18 protein-coding genes are annotated in these 16,906 nt (G+C 72.7%); 9 read left to right on the top strand and 9 right to left on the bottom strand.

The window, feature by feature from the left end; all coding sequences use genetic code 11:
* Nucleotides 1-87 precede the first annotated feature (87 nt).
* Genes KBX08_RS06510 through KBX08_RS06500 form a run of 3 tightly spaced genes read right to left on the bottom strand, consistent with a single transcriptional unit; the run spans nt 88 to nt 2,726 of the window.
* A complete protein-coding gene (locus KBX08_RS06510; protein ID WP_210781678.1) occupies nt 88-792 on the bottom strand; it encodes an MSMEG_4193 family putative phosphomutase in 705 nt (234 codons plus the stop codon).
* 48 nt (nt 793-840) lie between these two features.
* Nucleotides 841-1,677, bottom strand: coding sequence for an undecaprenyl-diphosphate phosphatase (locus KBX08_RS06505; protein WP_112587410.1), 837 nt, complete (start codon nt 1,675-1,677; stop codon nt 841-843).
* The gene (locus tag KBX08_RS06500; RefSeq protein ID WP_210781677.1) at nt 1,674-2,726 is read right to left on the bottom strand and encodes an LLM class F420-dependent oxidoreductase; all 1,053 of its coding nucleotides are present in this window, start codon (nt 2,724-2,726) and stop codon (nt 1,674-1,676) included. Before KBX08_RS06500 ends, KBX08_RS06505 begins: the two co-directional genes overlap by 4 nt.
* A 185-nt stretch (nt 2,727-2,911) precedes the next feature.
* Between KBX08_RS06500 and KBX08_RS06495 the strand changes: the two genes are divergently transcribed.
* Nucleotides 2,912-3,883, top strand: coding sequence for an aldo/keto reductase (locus tag KBX08_RS06495; protein WP_112587412.1), 972 nt, complete (start codon nt 2,912-2,914; stop codon nt 3,881-3,883).
* Here the strand turns inward: KBX08_RS06495 and KBX08_RS06490 are convergent.
* Nucleotides 3,862-4,824, bottom strand: a complete 963-nt coding sequence (locus tag KBX08_RS06490) for a hypothetical protein (protein ID WP_210781676.1) — start codon at nt 4,822-4,824, stop codon at nt 3,862-3,864. The genes KBX08_RS06495 and KBX08_RS06490 overlap by 22 nt on opposite strands.
* A 281-nt stretch (nt 4,825-5,105) precedes the next feature.
* Between KBX08_RS06490 and KBX08_RS06485 the strand changes: the two genes are divergently transcribed.
* Nucleotides 5,106-5,297 (top strand): DUF5703 family protein, encoded by a 192-nt coding sequence (locus KBX08_RS06485; RefSeq protein ID WP_013734349.1) that lies wholly within the window; start codon nt 5,106-5,108, stop codon nt 5,295-5,297.
* A gap of 50 nt (nt 5,298-5,347) precedes the next feature.
* Here the strand turns inward: KBX08_RS06485 and KBX08_RS06480 are convergent, their stop codons facing one another.
* Together KBX08_RS06480 and KBX08_RS06475 are read right to left on the bottom strand one after the other, a co-directional pair.
* The gene (locus KBX08_RS06480) at nt 5,348-6,010 is read right to left on the bottom strand and encodes a hypothetical protein (protein WP_091408864.1); all 663 of its coding nucleotides are present in this window, start codon (nt 6,008-6,010) and stop codon (nt 5,348-5,350) included.
* 58 nt (nt 6,011-6,068) lie between these two features.
* Nucleotides 6,069-7,397, bottom strand: a complete 1,329-nt coding sequence (locus tag KBX08_RS06475) for a M20/M25/M40 family metallo-hydrolase (RefSeq protein ID WP_210781675.1) — start codon at nt 7,395-7,397, stop codon at nt 6,069-6,071.
* A 280-nt stretch (nt 7,398-7,677) separates the two neighbouring features.
* Here KBX08_RS06475 and KBX08_RS06470 point away from each other — a divergent pair, with 280 nt between their 5' ends.
* From KBX08_RS06470 to KBX08_RS06455, 4 genes are all read left to right on the top strand, one after another.
* Entirely contained in the window at nt 7,678-9,528 is a 1,851-nt protein-coding gene (locus KBX08_RS06470) for a hypothetical protein (RefSeq protein ID WP_210781674.1), read from the top strand.
* A 176-nt stretch (nt 9,529-9,704) separates the two neighbouring features.
* Nucleotides 9,705-10,316 carry a hemerythrin domain-containing protein gene (locus KBX08_RS06465; protein WP_210781673.1) on the top strand — a complete coding sequence of 204 codons (612 nt, stop codon included), beginning with the start codon at nt 9,705-9,707 and terminating at the stop codon, nt 10,314-10,316.
* A gap of 83 nt (nt 10,317-10,399) precedes the next feature.
* Nucleotides 10,400-11,380 carry a LysR family transcriptional regulator gene (locus KBX08_RS06460; RefSeq protein WP_210781672.1) on the top strand — a complete coding sequence of 327 codons (981 nt, stop codon included), beginning with the start codon at nt 10,400-10,402 and terminating at the stop codon, nt 11,378-11,380.
* Nucleotides 11,381-11,440: 60 nt separating this feature from the next.
* The gene (locus KBX08_RS06455; RefSeq protein ID WP_210781671.1) at nt 11,441-11,686 is read left to right on the top strand and encodes a hypothetical protein; all 246 of its coding nucleotides are present in this window, start codon (nt 11,441-11,443) and stop codon (nt 11,684-11,686) included.
* Nucleotides 11,687-11,739: 53 nt separating this feature from the next.
* Here the strand turns inward: KBX08_RS06455 and KBX08_RS06450 are convergent, their stop codons facing one another.
* From KBX08_RS06450 to KBX08_RS06440, 3 genes are read right to left on the bottom strand one after another with little or no spacing between them, the layout of a single operon-like run.
* Nucleotides 11,740-12,090, bottom strand: coding sequence for a DUF3140 domain-containing protein (locus tag KBX08_RS06450; protein ID WP_091408434.1), 351 nt, complete (start codon nt 12,088-12,090; stop codon nt 11,740-11,742).
* A complete protein-coding gene (locus tag KBX08_RS06445; protein WP_210781670.1) occupies nt 12,090-12,302 on the bottom strand; it encodes a hypothetical protein in 213 nt (70 codons plus the stop codon). Before KBX08_RS06445 ends, KBX08_RS06450 begins: the two co-directional genes overlap by 1 nt.
* Entirely contained in the window at nt 12,299-14,857 is a 2,559-nt protein-coding gene (locus tag KBX08_RS06440; protein WP_210781669.1) for an ATP-dependent Clp protease ATP-binding subunit, read from the bottom strand. Before KBX08_RS06440 ends, KBX08_RS06445 begins: the two co-directional genes overlap by 4 nt.
* 140 nt (nt 14,858-14,997) lie before the next feature.
* Between KBX08_RS06440 and KBX08_RS06435 the strand changes: the two genes are divergently transcribed.
* The 3 genes from KBX08_RS06435 to KBX08_RS06425 form a co-directional block, all read left to right on the top strand.
* On the top strand, nt 14,998-15,390 hold the full coding sequence (locus tag KBX08_RS06435; protein WP_091408422.1) for a hypothetical protein: 393 nt from the start codon (nt 14,998-15,000) through the stop codon (nt 15,388-15,390).
* Nucleotides 15,391-15,542: 152 nt separating this feature from the next.
* A complete protein-coding gene (locus KBX08_RS06430) occupies nt 15,543-15,803 on the top strand; it encodes a hypothetical protein (protein ID WP_030332749.1) in 261 nt (86 codons plus the stop codon).
* 6 nt (nt 15,804-15,809) lie between these two features.
* Nucleotides 15,810-16,906: hypothetical protein (locus KBX08_RS06425; protein ID WP_247668975.1), on the top strand; the 1,097-nt coding region annotated here is incomplete at its 3' end.

Genomic DNA, 16,906 nt, shown 5'->3' with positions numbered 1-16,906 from the left:
GCCCGGCGTACCAGGGGCTAAACCCGGGCGTGGCGGCCTTTCCGGCGTGCGCTGCCGCCCCGGCCGCAGGCGGTGTCGTGACGCGCCTCACCGCGACGCACCCGCTCCACCGCCGACGGCCGCGTCCGAGTCGGCCACCCGGTTCGCGCGCCGACGCCGCTTGGCCGGCGGTGGCACCAGCGTCGCCAGGTCGCCACCGGTGTCGTTGAGTCGCACCAGAAACGGACGCAGCGGCGTGAACCGGATCGCCGTCACCGACGCCGGGTCGGCCACGATCCGCTGAAAGGCATCCAGGTGTACGCCGAGCGCGTCCGCCACGATGGCCTTGATCACATCGCCGTGGCTGCACGCCAACCAGAGCGCATCGGGCCCGTGCTCGGCGGTCACCCGGGCGTCCCAGGAACGCACCGCCGCCACCGCACGTGCCGCCATCGCGGCCATCGCCTCGCCACCTGGGAAGACCGCCGCGCTGGGGTGCTGCTGGACGACCGGCCAGAGCGGCTCCTTGGCGAGTTTCTTCAGCGGCTGCCCCTCCCATCTGCCGTAGTCGCACTCGATCAGCCCGTCCTCGACCACCGGGGCGGCCTGCGGGAGCGCCAGCTCCAGGGTCTGCCGGCAGCGGATGAGCGGGCTGGTCACCACGGCGGCCAGCGGCACCGCCCGCAACCGCTCGCCGACCGCGGTGGCCTGGGCGCGCCCGGTGTCGTCCAACTCGACCGGTTGCCGACCGGCCAGGCCGCCATCGGCGTTCGCCGTGGTTCGGCCGTGTCGCAGAAGCAGAAGGGTCGCCACGGGACCACCCTATGACCTGGGCCCCGCGCCGGGCCGTCGACAGATCGGTCAGGTGGCGTCGATCGTGCCGGTCAGCAGCAGGGCCAGGACCAGGGTGCCCAGCGCGACCCGGTACAGCACGAAGACGTACAGGGTGTGGTGGGCGACGTAGCGCAGCAGCCAGGCGATGGCCGCGTAGCCGATGCCGAAGGCGATGAGGGTGGCCACGATCGTCTGGGCAACGGTGGGCACCGAGGTGCCCGGGGCGGACGGTTCGAAGACGTCCCCGAGGCTGAACACCCCGGACATCACCACCGCCGGGATGGCCAGCAGGAAGGAGTACCGTGCCGCCGCCTCGCGGGTCAGGTTGAGCAGCAGACCGGCGGTGAGCGTGCCGCCGGAGCGCGACACCCCGGGGACCAGCGCCATCGCCTGGGCGAAGCCCATCACGATGCCGTCCTTCATCCGGAAGTTCTCCAGGGTGCGGGTCTGCCGCCCCCAGTACTCGGCGAACGCCAACACGAAGGCGAACACGATCAGCGTGGTCGCCACCACCCACAGGTTGCGCCCGGCGGTCTTGATCTGGTCCTTGAACACGAAACCGAACAGCCCGATCGGGATCGAGCCGACGATCACGTACCAGCCCATCCGGTAGTCGAGGCTGGAGCGGACCGACTTGTCCCGGATGCCCACCAGCCAGGTCCGGGTGATCCGCCAGATGTCCTTGGCGAAGTAGATCAGCACGGCCGCTTCGGTGCCGAGCTGGGTGACCGCGGTGAACGACGCGCCGGCGTCCCGGTCGAAGAAGATCGCCGAGGTGATCCGCAGATGCCCCGACGAGCTGACCGGAAGGAACTCGGTCAGTCCCTGGACGATGCCCAGGACGATGGCCTCGACCCAGGTCACTCGCCGACTCCCGAGAGGTCGAGAGCCTCGGCGACGGTACGCAGGGTCTGCACACCGCTGTCCCGGTCGGCCACGAAGAGGGTCACCGACAGCGTGGTGACGCCGGCCGCCGCGTACTCCCGCATCCGCTCGGCGATGCGCTCCTTCGGGCCGAGCAGCGAGGTGCGGTCGATGAACTCCATGGGTACGGCGGCGGCGGCGTCGCGCTGCCGCTTGGCCAGGTACAGGTCCTGCACCTCGCGGGCGGCGTCGCCGTAGCCCATCCGGGTGGCGAGCTGGTTGTAGAAGTTCTGCTGCCGGCTGCCCATGCCGCCCATGTAGAGCGCGGCGTACCAGCGGACGAGTTCGGCGCAGGAGGCCACGTCGTCGCCGATCACCACGGGCACCGACGGCACCACGTCGAACCCCGCCAACTCCTTGCCGACCTTGGCCCGCCCGGCTTGCACCGAGGCGAGCTGCTCCTCGGCGAACTCCGGGGCGTAGAACACGGCCAGCCAGCCGTCGGCGATCTCGCCGGCCAGCTCCAGGTTCTTCGGGCCGACCGCGGCCAGGTAGATCGGTATGTGCTCGCGGGGTGGGTGGAAGCCCAGTCGCAGGGCCTTGCCCGGGCCGTCCGGCAGCGGCAGCGTGTAGTGCTCGCCGTCGTACGCCACCTCCTTGCGGGCGATGGCCAGCTTGACGATGTCGACGAACTCGCGGGTCCGGGCGAGCGGCTTGGCGAAGCGCACGCCGTGCCAGCCCTCGGACACCTGCGGGCCGGATACACCCAGGCCGAGCCGGAACCGGCCGCCGGAGAGCGCGTCGATAGTGGCGGCGGTCATGGCGGTGGCGGCCGGCGTACGGGCGGGGATCTGCATCACCGCGGCGCCGACGTCGATCCGTTCGGTCTGGCCGGCCATCCAGGCGAGCATGCTGGGCGAGTCGGAGCCGTAGGCCTCCGCCGCCCACACCACCGAATAGCCCAGCCGGTCCGCCTCCTGGGCCAGCGCCAGGTGGTCGGCAGGTGTGCTCCACGCCGTCTGGTATCCGAGACTGAGCCCGAGTCGCACTGGTCCTCCCCCATCCGTGGCACAGGTCGCCCCAGGTTACGCAATGCCGATAACGGACTCGATCACCGGCTCGACCCCTTTGATCCCCCTCCATCGGGGCAGCCCGGGGCGGCGGAACCGGCAGAACCGGCAGAGATACGGGAGCGAGGATATCGGTGGCGGCAGGTTCGAAATAAGGTTCACCCATGCAACAGCGACCGCTCGGCCGAAGCGGGCTGGCGGTTTCCCGGCTCGCGCTCGGCACCATGACCTGGGGCCGGGACACCGACGCCGACGATGCGGCCGCTCAGCTGAAGAGTTACCTCGACGCGGGCGGCAACCTCATCGACACCGCCGACGTGTACGGCGACGGCGACGCCGAGTCGGTGATCGGCTCGTTGCTGGGCTCCCTCGTCCCCCGCGAGGAGCTGCTGATCGCCACCAAGGCCGGGTTGCGCCCCGGCAGCGGCCGGCGTCGGGACGGCTCCCGGGGGCACCTGCTGCGCACGTTGGACGCGTCGCTGCGCCGACTCGGCACCGACCACGTCGACCTGTTCCAGGTGCACGGGTACGACCCGGACACCCCGCTGGAGGAGACCCTGGCCGCCCTGGACCACGCGGTGGCCAGCGGCAAGGTCCGCTACGTCGGGGTGTCGAACTTCTCCGGCTGGCAGACAGCGCGGGCCGCCGCCTGGCAGACCGCCTGGCCGGGGCGGGCGCCGGTGGTCGCGTCCCAGGTGGAGTATTCGCTGCTGGAGCGGGGCGTGGAGCGGGAGGTGCTGCCCGCGTGCGACGCGCTCGGCCTCGGCGTGCTGCCCTGGTCGCCGCTGGGCCGGGGCGTGCTCACCGGCAAGTACCGGCACGGTCGGCCGGCCGACTCCCGGGCCGCGTCGCCGCACTTCGAACGGTTCGTATCGACCTACCTGGAGCCGCGCTGTTCCAGCATTGTGGAGGCGGTGGCGACCGCGGCCGGTGGGCTGGGGGTGTCGCCGCTGGAGGTGGCGTTGGCCTGGATCCGGGACCGGCCCGGCGTGACCGCGCCGATCCTCGGCGCGCGGACGGTCGGGCAGTTGCTCGGCGCGCTCGCAGTGGAGCGGATCACCCTGCCCGAGGAGATCACCACAGCGCTGGACGACGTCTCCGCGGTGCCGGTCGGCTACCCCGAACGCGACGGCTGAGCAGCCGCCGGGTCACGGCTGAGCAGCCGCCGGGTCACGGCTGAGGGCGCTGCCCGGGGAGGTCGTGGATCGCGGCCAGGAAGCGCGACTGGTCGTCGCGGAGCGCGGGCTGGGTGAGCCGGATCCACGAGCCGTCGTCGAAGACGATCGTGGACGTCAGCTGCACGAGCCCGGTTCGCGCCGCGCTCCGAGTCGACCCGGGCCACCCGGTCGCGTCGCACACTCCACAGCACCCGCGGCTGCCGTCGGTCGGGCCGGTCGGCGTCCGGACGGGGGCCCATCCGCAGCAGGTGCAGGTGGGTGTCGGTCACCGCCAGCGGGGTGCCGTTGTAGCGCTCCAGGAAGAGCAGCAGGCTGCCGGCGAGGGTGGCGAGGTCGCCGCTGAAGACGAACCGGCGACGGTAGGCGATCTCGGCGAGCTGCTCGGCCAGCGGGCGGTACAGGCTGAGCCGGAACAGGGCGCGGAACGCCTCCTGCTCCTCGGTGAGCGGGATGGGATCCCGCTGCACCCGCTGGTGTGGTGGGGCTGGCTCCGGTTCGGCCGCCTCCGGCACACCGGCGGCGATGGCACCGGCCTTGCCGGGCAGCAGCAGCACGCCAGCGGCCAGCCGGACCGGCGTCAGCACCGCGTCCACCCAGACCACCGGGTTGACGATGTTGAGGAGCCCGAACAGCACCTTCGGGTCGAGCGAGTCGACGAACTCGTCGGCCATCACATCGGCGAGCTGCCGACCAGCCTTGTGGGTCTGCGGGGCGCGGACCGGGCCCAGCCCCACATAGCGCAGCTCCTGCCCGGGCAGCAGTGGCGCGACGAGAGCACGTTCGGGTTCGTCGCTGGTGCGGAACTCGTCGCGCAACTCACGGGCCTTGTCCCGGGCGGCCCGCGCGCCGCCGAGCACCGCGTCGGTGAACCGACCGAGCCGGCCTCGCTCCCCTGACATTGCGCGTTCCTCCCCAACGACCTGCCGGCTGACCCCGGCGGCGGCTACCCGGTCGGCGACGAAGTCGCCGCAACAGGGCCAAATTAGGCACCACAACTTGATGATCGACCCGACCGGGGCCGGCATCGTCAGGATCTGCCCTCCCACACGGGGCATCTCGGCGACCGAAACCGCGAGATCGGCGCGACGAGGCACGGGGCGGTACGAACCGCCCGCGGTGGCGTCGTCGGTCACTCCGGAGGGGGTGGCGAACGGCCGCTGGGCTGGGCAGCATGGAGAGCATGGACTACGAGTACGCGCCACTGCGGCTGCCGCCGAACGTCGACCGGTTGACCGCGGCGGCGCAGTTGGCGATCCAGGCGGAGTTCTCCGGATGGGAGTTGGCCCGGGTGCGGCTGTACCGGGACGGCACGCGGCAGGTGGTGCTGCGTCGGCGGCGGGTCAACCAGCCGCAACCGGGTCTGTCGTACTGACACCGGGCGGTGCCGCCCGAGGCCGGAGTCGGCCCCGGGCGGCACCCGGCCTAGTGCTGGTGCCCGGCGTGGTCGTGGTCGTCGTCGAGCTCCAGGAACGGGTGCTCGTCGAGCCGACCGACCAGCCGGTCGTCGGCAGCCGGCTGGAACGGGCCGACCGCGTCGTCGTCGTCGAACGACTCCAGGTCGACCGGGGTGCCCACCTCGCTGACCATGACCACCCCGTCGAGCGGCTCCAACTCGGGGACGTCCAACGCGCCGAGCGAGCCGTCACCACTCTGCAGCAGCTCCAGCACCGCCTCGCCGACGCCCTCCACCGGCGCCGGCTCGTCGTCCTCCGGGGTGCCCTCGCGGCGGGCCGCCTCGGCCACCCGCAGCAGCGCGGCGACGCTCGGCACCCGGTAGTCACGACGCTGACGCACCGAGATCACCCTGGGGTGCGGGTCGCTGGCCTCGGCGCCCTCGCCGCCGCCGAAACGTTCGTCGGCCTCGTCCGGGTCGATCGAGTCGACATCCCACGGCGTCACCTCGCCGAAGGCGTCGAGCAGCCGCTCGTCGTACGCGAAGGAGGCGTTGTTCAACGCCACGTACGCCTGCCAGACGTCGTCGTCGTCGACGCGGCCCTGCGCGGCGCGTACGGCGGCCAGGTGGTGGCGGGCCGCTTCGATCACCCGCTCGAGAGCGGCGTCCAGCTCACCATGCTGGTCGGTCATGTGGGGCAGTCCCTTCACGTTGGGGAGGTTGCGCGCCGGCGGCCACCGCCGGACACGACTAGCAGGTGCGGAGGAACCGGTCGAGAACCCGCACGCCGAACTGTAGTCCGTCCACCGGAACGCGCTCGTCGATGCCGTGGAACAACGCCGAGAAGTTCAGGTCGGCGGGCAGCCGCAGCGGGGCGAACCCGAAGCAGCGGATGCCGAGCTGCGAGAACGCCTTGGCGTCGGTGCCCCCGGAGAGCATGTAGGGGACGGGTCGCGCCCCCGGGTCCTCCGCTCGCAGGGCCGCCGACATGGCCTCGACCAGGTCACCGTCGAAGGTGGTCTCCAGTGCCGGCTGCCGCTGGACGTACTCGATCGCGATGTCCGGACCGACCAGCTCGCGCAGCTGCCGCTCCAGCAGCTCGGACTGGCCGGGCAGGCTGCGGCAGTCGATGGTGGCGGTGGCCCGGCCGGGGATGACGTTGTCCTTGTAGCCGGCGCTCAACCGGGTCGGGTTGGCGGTGTTGCGGATGGTCGCGCCGATGATGTTGGCGATGGGGCCGAGTTTCGCGATGGCCGTCTCCGGGTCGTCCGGGTCCAACTCGATGCCGAGCAGGTCGGAGACCTCGGTCAGGAAGGCCCGCACGGTGTCGGTGACCACCACCGGGAAGCGGTGCCGGCCGATCCGGGCGACCGCCTCGGCGAGGGCGGTGACGGCGTTGTCGTCGTGCATCATCGAGCCGTGCCCGGGGCGGCCCTTGGCGTGCAGCCGCAGCCAGTCGATGCCCTTCTCGGCGGTCTCGATGAGGTAGAGCCGCTGGTTGTCGTTCACCGAGTAGGAGAAGCCGCCGACCTCACCGATCGCCTCGGTGCAGCCGTCGAAGAGGCCACGGTGGTTGTCCACCAGGAAGCGCGCCCCGTAGTCGCTGCCCGCCTCCTCGTCGGCGGTGTACGCGAGCACGATGTCGCGCGGGGGCCGTACGCCGGTGCGCTGCCAGTGCCGCACCACGGCGAGCACCATCGCGTCGAAGTCCTTCATGTCGATGGCGCCCCGGCCCCAGAGGTAGCCGTCGCGCAGCTCGCCGGAGAACGGGCCCACCGACCACTCGTCGGCGTCGGCGGGCACCACGTCCAGGTGGCCGTGCACCAGCAGCGCGCCCCGGCTCGGGTCGGTGCCCGGGATGCGGGCCACCACGTTCGCGCGGCCCGGCGCGGACTCGTGCAGGACGGACTCCACGCCCACCTCGGCGAGCTTCTCCGCCACGTACTCGGCCGCGCGGCGCTCGCCGACGCTGGTGTCGTTGTCACCCGTGTTGGTGGTGTCGATGCGCAGCAGGTCGCGGCAGAGGTCCACGACCTCTGCGGTGGGGTCGGGTCGGGCGGAGGCGGCATCGCTCGTCATCGCCTCTTCATACCAGCCCGAGGTGGTCGACGGGCCGGCGCACCGACGCGGACGGTCCGGCGCGGGTGTGCGGGCGGACCGTACGCGCCCGCGCCCGTCAGCTGACGCATCGACTGGTGTTCCCGGCCCCGCTGCGCGCGACCGCCTCGGACCTCAGTCGGAAACACGTCGCAAGAGCCGCCGTGCGGGACCTCGGCTCAGCCACGGACGAACCGTACAGTCGAGGCTCTGGCGATGACTGGATGCGCCTGCTTTCCGCCGCTCTACGCAGGGATGCGATGTGACAGAGTCCGCGCCGCGCCGCCTCCGAACCCGCACCGTTCTCACCCGTGACCAGGCTCGGGCGGGCGTCCGGGGCCACCGCGTCCCGGTCACCGACGTCGGCGGCGCCACCCTCGTCGTCCGGTGCGACATCCCCCCGGGTGGCGCGTCCCGCCGAAGGTCCCTCCGGCTGACCCGGGCGGCTCTCGAGAAGAAGTATCCGGGCCGCGACTGGCCGGACGAGCAACTGGTCCAGATCACAGTGCCCGACTGGCGGTGGCGCTACGCCCTCGCCGCGCTCTGCGTGCTGGCCGGCCTGATCGCCGAGGCGTGGCTGTACGCGTTCGCGCTGGCCCTGATCTGCGCGGCGCTGGCGGTCAGCGCCGCGCACGCCCGGTTGCACGACGTCGACCGGTTCGATCCGGCGGTGCGGCGCGGCTTCGCGGCCACGCTGCGCGACAACCTGGCCGGCACCGCCCGACTGTATCTGTTCCCGCTGGGCGCGGTGCTCGCGTTGTACCTCGTGGCCGCGGCGGTGCTCGGATCGCTCATCGTTCCGACGGCGACGCAGGACACGATCCTGGCCACGCAGAACGTCCTGGACGATGCCGCCGACCTGGTCGGCAAGTTGAAACTGCCCGAGTGGGGCCTGGCCTTCGTGCTGCTCGGGGCGTGGCTGCTGACCTCCCTGTTGACGGCGGCCGGCACTCCCGGCGCAGCGGGGGCATGGCTCAACGGGATCGTCCGCGGCTACGGACGCTACAGCGGGCCGGCGGTTGCCACGGTCACCGCGCTGTCAGTGTTCACCCTGCTCACCGGCACCGTGGCCACCCTCCGTGGACGGGTGCAACTGGCCGCCGAGTGGACGACTGACGACTACCGGCACGCCGCGGCCGCGGTCGAGGAGCGGCTGGCCGGCCAGGTCCTCGAACAGGTGGTCCGCGCGCTGCGCGAGCAGCTGCCGACGGACTACCAGCAGGTGCTCGCCGGCACCGTCTCAGTCCAGGTGATCAGCGAGCTGGAGCGGATCCGGGCGGCCGACGGCGACCGGTCCCGCGACGATCCGGTCGTCGCCACCGAGGAGGATCGCGTCGCCCGCCGGGGCGCCCTGCCGGACCAGTCGGTCATCACCGTCTCCGGTGACGCCCCGGCGCTGCCGACTCCCGGCGATCTGACCGGCGAGGACGCCGAGACGGCGCGACGCTGGGCGGATACTGCGCCGCCTGTCGCGGCGACCAGCGTCGCCACTGACGGGGGCAAGGAGGTCCTCGCGCAGATGCCGAAGGTCGCGACCGAACTGGCAGCGTGGAAGCGACTGGGCGATTGGGCCCAGGACCATCACCCGGCGGCCAAGCCACTGATCGACGCCGTCGCCGAGGCCTTCGACACCCAGTTGCAGGACCGGCTGCGAGCCCAGGTGCCGCCGCTCGTTCGGAAGATCTCGGCCCGGTCGGGCGACGTGCAGGCGGCCATGAGCACTGCCGTCCGCGACCTCACGGCGACGATCGACATCCCCGCCATCGCCGGCCGGTACGCCGATCAGGCGCGGCAGGCCGTCACCGCCGCACAGAACACCCTGTCGGCCCTCACGGCCAGGCGTCAGCAGTCGACGGCGCGGGCCGCTCTGCTCACCGAACTGCTCCAGGGGAACACCCACGAGAGGGCCCTCGCGGACACCGCCAACGCGAGCGAGGCGGTGCGGCGCGCGGTCGTCGCGGAGCTGCGTTCCACAATCGACACCACGACGGCGTCGCCCGATCTCCGTCGCGCGGCCGCCGTGACCCTGCACAACCTGTCGGGCCGCGGAGTCCGGGAGGTCACCGCCACCGACCTCGCCAAGGCGGTGCGGATCTGTGGCTGCGGCACCTGACCTCCGCCTATTCCGCAGGGGACTCCCGGCGCCCGGCTGAGCGCGCCACTGCCGTTCGTCGAGACCGAACTGGCAGCCCCGGCGCGGGCCGGTTTCGCGTTGGCCGCGTTCGGGTACCGCCGCCCACGACCGTACGTCCCTGCCGGAGCTTCCGCCCGCCAGTCGAGGAGGGCACCATGTCCGCTGTTCCCCTGCCGCCGCTGCCGCCCGCGCCCGCACCCGAGGAGGGTTACCGACCCGGCGGTCGCAGCATCGCCGACATCGTCGACCGGGAGCACCGGCAACTGCTGGCGTTGCTGGACCAGCTCTCCGGCCCGGACACCACACCGCAGGAGGGGTTGGCGGTGCTCACCGCCGCGCTGTCGCGGCACCTGTCCGCCGAGGAGCAGTACCTGCTGCCGGCGGTCCGCGCGGCGCTGCCGGCGGCCACCGAGCGGGTGGACGCGGAGATCAACGCCGACGCGGCCCTGCTGGGCACCCTGAAGGGGCTGACGGACGAGGCGTTGACCGAGGTCGCCGAGCGGGTCCGCCGGCATGTCGACGGGGTGGGCGCGCTGGTCACCGAGCTGCGCGCGGTCGCGACCGAGGAGGAGCTGATCCGGCTCGGCAACCGGTTGGAGATCGCCGAGGAGGCCGCGCCGACCCGACCGCACCCGGGCACGCCGGCCACCCCTCCGTGGAACCGGATCGTGGAGCCGGCGGTCGGGGTCGTGGACAAGGTTCTCGACGCGGTGACCCGGCGACCGACGTACCTGGCGGACCTGCCGGAGCCACCGCGGGACCGGTGACCGGCGACCGCCGGCAATGCATTCATTATCACCGATCCGCTCGGGCTATTCCGCCAGCAGACGCGTAGTCCTACCGTCACCCTATGAACCTGGAGCTGCGTCACCTGCGGGTGGTCTGCGCGATCGCGGAGACGGGAAGTGTGACGAAGGCGGCCTCGGCGCTCGGCCTGGCCCAGCCGGCGCTCACCGCCCAGCTCCAACGCATCGAACGGACCCTGGGCGGCCCGCTGTTCGACCGGGACCGGCGCGGGGCTCGACCCACCGCGCTCGGTGAGCTGGTGCTGGCCCGCGCCCGGGTGCTGTTGCCGGCCATGAAGGGGTTGCAGGACGAGGCCGCCCGGCTGGCCGGGGCGGGCGACACGCCGCCGTGCTACCGGTTCGGCGGGGTGAACAGCCCGATCCTGGGTCGGCTGGTGCACCGGTTGGCGGCCGAGCAGCCGCCCGCCCAGATCACCACGTACGCGTCCTGGTCGGTGGACGAGTTGGCGCAGTTGGTGGCCGGCGGTCGGCTGGACTTCGCGCTGGCCGGCGTGTGCGGCGACGCCAGTCCGTCGGCCGGGTTCGGGTTGAGCTGGCAGGAGGTGGCCGTCGACCCGGTGCTGGTGCTGCTGCCGGAGACCCATCCCCTCGCGGCGCAGGACGAGGTCCGCCTGGCCGACCTGCGCCACGAGCAGTGGGTCGCCGCGCCGGGTGACGGCTGCTTCGCCGACTGCTTCGCCGCCGCCTGCGCCCGCGCCGGCTTCACCCCCCGCAAGGTGTACGAGACCGACATCCGCGGCTGCGTCGACCTGGTGGAGGCCGGCGTGGCGGTGGCCCTGTGCCAGGCGACGTTCCGCCCGGTGAGCGGTCTGGTCACCCGTCAACTCGCCGGGACGCCGCTGCGCTGGCGGCTGCTGCTCGGCTGGCATCCGGACTCCCCCGCCGCCCAGGGCGCGGAGCTGGTGCTGGGAACGGCCAAGGCGGCCTACGTCGACTCGTTGGCGCCGCATCCGGCGTACCTGGCCTGGCTGCCCCGCAACCCGGGGTTCGGCGTCCGGCAGCCCACCGGGGTCCGGCCGGGCTGAGCGGCCGGTATTCCCGGCCGATGGCGGTGCGAACCGCCGTGGGCCGGGTATCTGGCGGACATGACCGACCTCTACCCGCCCGCCGACGACCGCGAACTGCTGCGCCAGGCGGCTGCCGCGCATACCGCCGCCACCCGCGAGGTGGAGGCGTTCCTGCGCCGACTGCCGACGGTGCCCGACCCTGCCGACGTGACCGAGTACGCGAACCTGCTCACCCGTGAGGACCAGACCCGCGGCGACCGGGACGCCGCCGCCGACGCGGCGGGCCTGACCATCGCGAGCCTGGAATCCGACAAGGGCCAGTAGCAGGACGCCGAACGGTGCCGTCCCTGCCCGGGACGGCACCGTCGTGCGGTCGCTCAGCGTTCGACGAGCGGGTCGTGACCCAGGTCCAGCAGGGAGTGCCGCCAGCTGTCGTCGGCGTTGCCGCGCGACGGCTTGGCGTCCATCAGCTCGCGGATCCGCTCGACCGCCTCCCGCATCACCTCGATGTCCTCGGGGGTGAGGTCCACCTTGCGCTTGTTGAGCACCTTGAGGATCTCCCGGCCGGGTTGGGGCAGGTCGAGGTTCGGGTTCGGGCTGAACGACTCCTCCCCCGAACCCCTGGTCAGCAGCCAGGTCCGCAGTTGCTCCGACGGAACGTTGACCTCGGCGTGGAAGTCCTCCCAGAGCACTTCCACCTCGGGGTCGAGCCGCGCTTCGCGTACCATCAGGTCTCCTCTCCGGGCGGCGGCCCGGACGTCTCCGGGTCGTCCTGGTCGGTCTTCGGATGCAGGCCCTCCGCGGGCACCCGCGTGCGGCGGGGGTTCGCTGTGGGCGGCGCCAGGATCGGGTCGGGATGGTCGTCCTCGTCCCGGTGTTTCGCGGACTCCGCGGGCTGGTGCGGGTCCTCGTGATCGTCCCTTCGCGCCGGCCCGCTCATCGCGGGTGTGTGGTCGTGGCGGCGGTGTACCCCCGCTCGCCCGCTGTCACGTCGAAGGTGAGCGCGCCGTCGCGGACGTCCACAGTGACCTTCTGCCCCGGCGAGATCGCCGACTCCAGCAGCATCCGGGACAGGTGGTTGTCCACCTCCCGCTGGATCACCCGGCGCAGCGGGCGGGCACCGAACTCCGGCTGGTAGCCGTGTTCGGCGAGCCAGTCGATGCCGGCGGTGGTGAACTCCACCTGGAGGTCCTGGGCGTGCATCCGGCGGCGGGTCTCCTCCAGCAGCAGCGCGGTGATGTCGCGCAGCTGCTCGGCCTCCAGCCGGCGGAAGATGATGACCTCGTCGATGCGGTTGAGGAACTCCGGGCGGAAGTTCTCCTGCAGGCGGCGCATGAGCCGCTCCCGCAGCTCGTTGCTCTCCTGCTCGCTGCCCACGTCCCCGGTGCCGAAGCCGACCGAGCGCTGAGCGCCGGTGATCAGCTCCGAGCCGAGGTTGCTCGTCATGATCAGGACGGTGTTCTTGAAGTTCACGGTGCGACCCTGGCTGTCGGTGAGCCGCCCGTCGTCGAGCACCTGGAGCAGGATGTTGAACACGTCCGGGTGGGCCTTCTCGATCTCGTCGAGCAGCACCACCGCGTACGGGCGGCGCCGCACCGCCTCGGTGAGCTGACCGGCCTCCTCGTAGCCGACGTATCCGGGCGGCGCGCCGACCAGCCGGCTGACCGTGTGCCGCTCCTGGAACTCGCTCATGTCCACCCGGACCATCCGGTCCGCCTCGCCGAACAACGCCTCGGCCAGGGCTCGCGCCAACTCGGTCTTGCCGACACCGGTCGGGCCGAGGAACAGGAAGCTGCCCATCGGTCGCTCCGGGTCGGCCAGCCCGGCCCGGGAGCGGCGTACCGCCTCGGCGACCGCGGTGACCGCGTCGTCCTGACCGACCACCTTCTGGTGCAGGTGACCTTCCAGGCGCAGCAGCCGGTCGCGTTCCTCCTCGGTGAGCTGGCTGACCGGGATGCCGGTGGCCCGGGAGACCACCTCGGCGATCTCTTGCGGGCCCACCTCGGGCACCTGGGATCCGGACGAGCCGTCCTCGCCGTTCGCGCGGCGGATGTCCTCCTCCAGCTCGGCGATCCGGTCGCGCAGCGCGGAGGCCCGCTCGTACTGCTCGTCGGTGACGGCCTGTTCCTTGTCCCGGCGTACCTCGTCGAGTTCCTGCTCCAGCTCCCGCACGTCGGACGCGGGGGTGCGGGTGCGCAGCCGCACCCGGGCGCCGGCCTGGTCGATGAGGTCGATCGCCTTGTCCGGCAGGAACCGGTCGGTGACGTACCGGTCGGACAGCTCGGCGGCGGCGACCAGCGCCTCGTCGGTGAAGCGCACCTGGTGGTGGGCCTCGTACCGGTCGCGCAGCCCGCGCAGGATGGCGATGGTGTCGTCGACGCTGGGCTCGGGCACCAGCACCGGCTGGAAGCGCCGGGCCAGGGCGGCGTCCTTCTCGATGCTCTTGCGGTACTCGTCCAGCGTCGTCGCGCCGATCACCCGCAGCTCGCCGCGGGCGAGGGCGGGTTTGAGCATGTTGGACGCGTCCATTCCGCCCTCGCTGCCGGCGCCACCGGCCCCGACCAGGGTGTGGATCTCGTCCATGAAGATGATCAGTTCGTCCCGGTGTGCCCGGATCTCGTCGATCACCTTCTTCAGCCGTTCCTCGAAGTCGCCCCGGTAGCGGGTGCCGGCGACCAGACCGGCCAGGTCGAGCTGGACGACCCGCTTGCCGAGCAGGGTCTGCGGTACGTCCCCGTCGCAGATCCGTTCGGCCAGCCCTTCGACGATGGCGGTCTTGCCGACGCCGGCCTCGCCGATCAGCACCGGGTTGTTCTTGGTACGCCGGGACAGGATCTCGATGGCCTGTTCGATCTCGTCGGCCCGGCCGACCACCGGGTCGATCTGGTCGTTGCGGGCCAGGTCCGTGAGGTCCTGCCCGTACTGGTCCAGGGTGGGGGTGCCGCGGTCCGGCTTCGGCCCGTTCATCGGCCCGCGCTCGGCGTTGGCGGCCTGCAACGACTCGGGTTGGATCCGGCCGGCGGCCAGCATCCGCCCGGCCGGCGACTCCGGGTTGAGCGGCAACGCCATCAGGATGTGCTCGGGGCCGATGTAGTTGGCGCCCATCGCCCGGGACAACTGGTGGGCGTCGAGCAGCGCCCGCTTGGCGGCGGGGGTCAACGACAGGTTGGGCGGCACCTCCCCGCGCGGCGCGCCGTCGCCCTTCCCACCGAGCGCGTTGAGCAGGGTGTCCGGGTCGGCGCCGGCCCGGCGTACCAGGTCGCGCAGCGATTCGCGTTGCAGCGCCGCCCAGAGCAGGTGGTCGGTGTCCAGGTCGCTGCTCTGGCGCTGGGCGGCCCGCCGGGCCGCGTCGGCCAGCATCTCCCGGGCGTCGGCCGTCATCAGGCGGGTGATGTCGACCCGGTGCGGTGGCCGGCGCCCTCCCTCGCCCCGGCCGAAGTACCTGGCCAGGAATTCGTCCCACGGGTCGGAGCCGATGTCACCGGGTCCCATCATGTCTGTCCTCCGCAGTCGGGCGCGGCACGGTCGGCAGGGGCTACCCGGCGCGCGCCCCGACAAACGCCGCAGGTGGTCGAGCACCGGCATTCCGGGAGTGGCGTCGGGTCAGGGCCGGGCGATGGTGGCAGGCTGACGGGATGGATGAGACCCCGCTGCTGATCGTGGATGGCGCCAACGTGGTGGGCTCGCGCCCGAACGGGTGGTGGCGTGACCGTGCCGGGGCCGCTGCCCGGTTGCGCGACTCGCTCGCCCCGGTGGCGACCATCGGGTTGCCGGCCCGGCTGACGGCCCCGGTGGAGGTGGTCCTGGTGGTCGAGGGGGCCGCCCGGGACGTGCCGGGCACCGAGGGTGTCCGGGTGGTCTCCGCCGCCGGCTCCGGCGACGACACGGTGGTCGAGCTGGTCGAGGGCGCGCCGCGGCGTCGACGGCTGGTGGTCACCGCCGACCGGGAGTTGCGCGGGCGGGTGACAGCGCTGGGCGCCGAGGTGTACGGCCCGCGCTGGCTCCGCGAGAACCCGACCAGCAACTGAGAAATTCTCGCACTGGGACTCCCACAGATCGGACTCCCGGCACTTCCGAGGGCCTTCCGGACAGGCGGGCAGGAACACCGACAGGGCGGATGTTCTTTCGGAACCGCCGATAGGCTCTAATGGAGATCTCCCCGCCCCCAGGAGGTTCCGCCGTGGCGAGCGTCGCCGAGCTGAAGGCTGCCATCGATGTCGCCCTCCAACAGATCGGAGACGGGCAGACAGCCGTGCAGGCGGCCGGCGAGAAACTCTCCGAGGCACAGCAGACCCTGGCCGGGGCGCTGGAGGGCAGCGGGCACGAGACGGTGGAGGCGGCCCAGGCGTCGCTGACCCAGGCCAGCCAGGAGCTGGAGGAGTGTCTCGCCGCGACACTTGTCGCGGTGGAGCAGGCGCAGCTCTACGTCTCCACCCTGTAGGCCGCCATGTCCATCATCGAGGATGTCGGCGGGCAGGTCCGTGCCGCCACCGAGGAGTTCCCGGTGGCGCTGCTCGGGCAGGCGCTGGAGAAGTTCGGCCTGGCCGCGGAGCGGCTGCGCTGGGTACGACAGGAGTCGGCCAACCCGATGGGGGTGCCCGAGCTGTCCGCCGCCACCGAGCACGCCGAGAGCGCCGGCTACGCGCTGCGGGTGGCACAGGAGCAGCTGTCGGCCTATCTGACGGCGATCGGCCTCGGCGCGGACGGAGCCCCGGCGCCCCGCCCTGAGCAACGCGCTCCCCGACACGACACGCCACCGGCGTCCGGGCCGGCCGCGGTCGCGCCGGAACCGGCCGAGCAGGTGCGGATGCGCCGGTGGTGGTCGGTGCGGGTGGCCGAGCTGACCGGCGGGCGCGAGGGCACCGACGACGAACCCGACGAGCGGGTGGACGACTCCCAGGAGTTGCTGCGCCGAGTGGTGGGAGGTGTCCGCTCCGGCGACCGCGACCGGCTCCGCAAGGAGCTGCGCCGGGCCCCTGCCGACGTGGGGCTGGGCATGGCGGCGCTGGCGCCGCCGCTGCTGCGCGAGCTGGCCGGGGAGCTGCTCGGGCACCCGCCGCGCGCCACCGACCTCGGGCGGCTGCGCGGCGAGTTGGACGGACGCGTCCGCGACCTGCTGCCCGGGTTGCCGCCGCCGGTGCTGGAGACGCTGCTGACCCGGGTGTGCCGGATGCCGCCGCCGCGCGCCTCCGGGGAACCACCACACGCCGCCGACTCCGCGGTGACCGCCGGGGTGGCGACCGGGCTGCTGCTCGCCCGCCTCGGCCGGGACCTGCCGGCCGGCGGGGCGAGAGAACCGACCGGCGCGAGAGAACCGGCGGGCGCGGGGCAGCGAGGCGACCCGGGAAAGCCGACGCGGGCCGGGCAACCGGCGGGCACGCAACAACCGGGCGGGACCGGGCGGCCCGGTGCGGCTCCCCCCGTCGGCGGTGCGGTGCAACGGCCGGGCGCCACCACGCAGCGCTCCGGTGGCCTGCCGCCACGCTCGGATGGGCCGCCGCGCCCCGGCGGGCCGCCGCCGCGCACGGGCAGCCCCTGGCGGGA

The organism is Micromonospora sp. H61, from assembly GCF_018070325.1.
GTDB lineage: Bacteria > Actinomycetota > Actinomycetes > Mycobacteriales > Micromonosporaceae > Micromonospora > Micromonospora salmantinae.
This window is presented reverse-complemented; position numbering and strand designations above follow the sequence as displayed.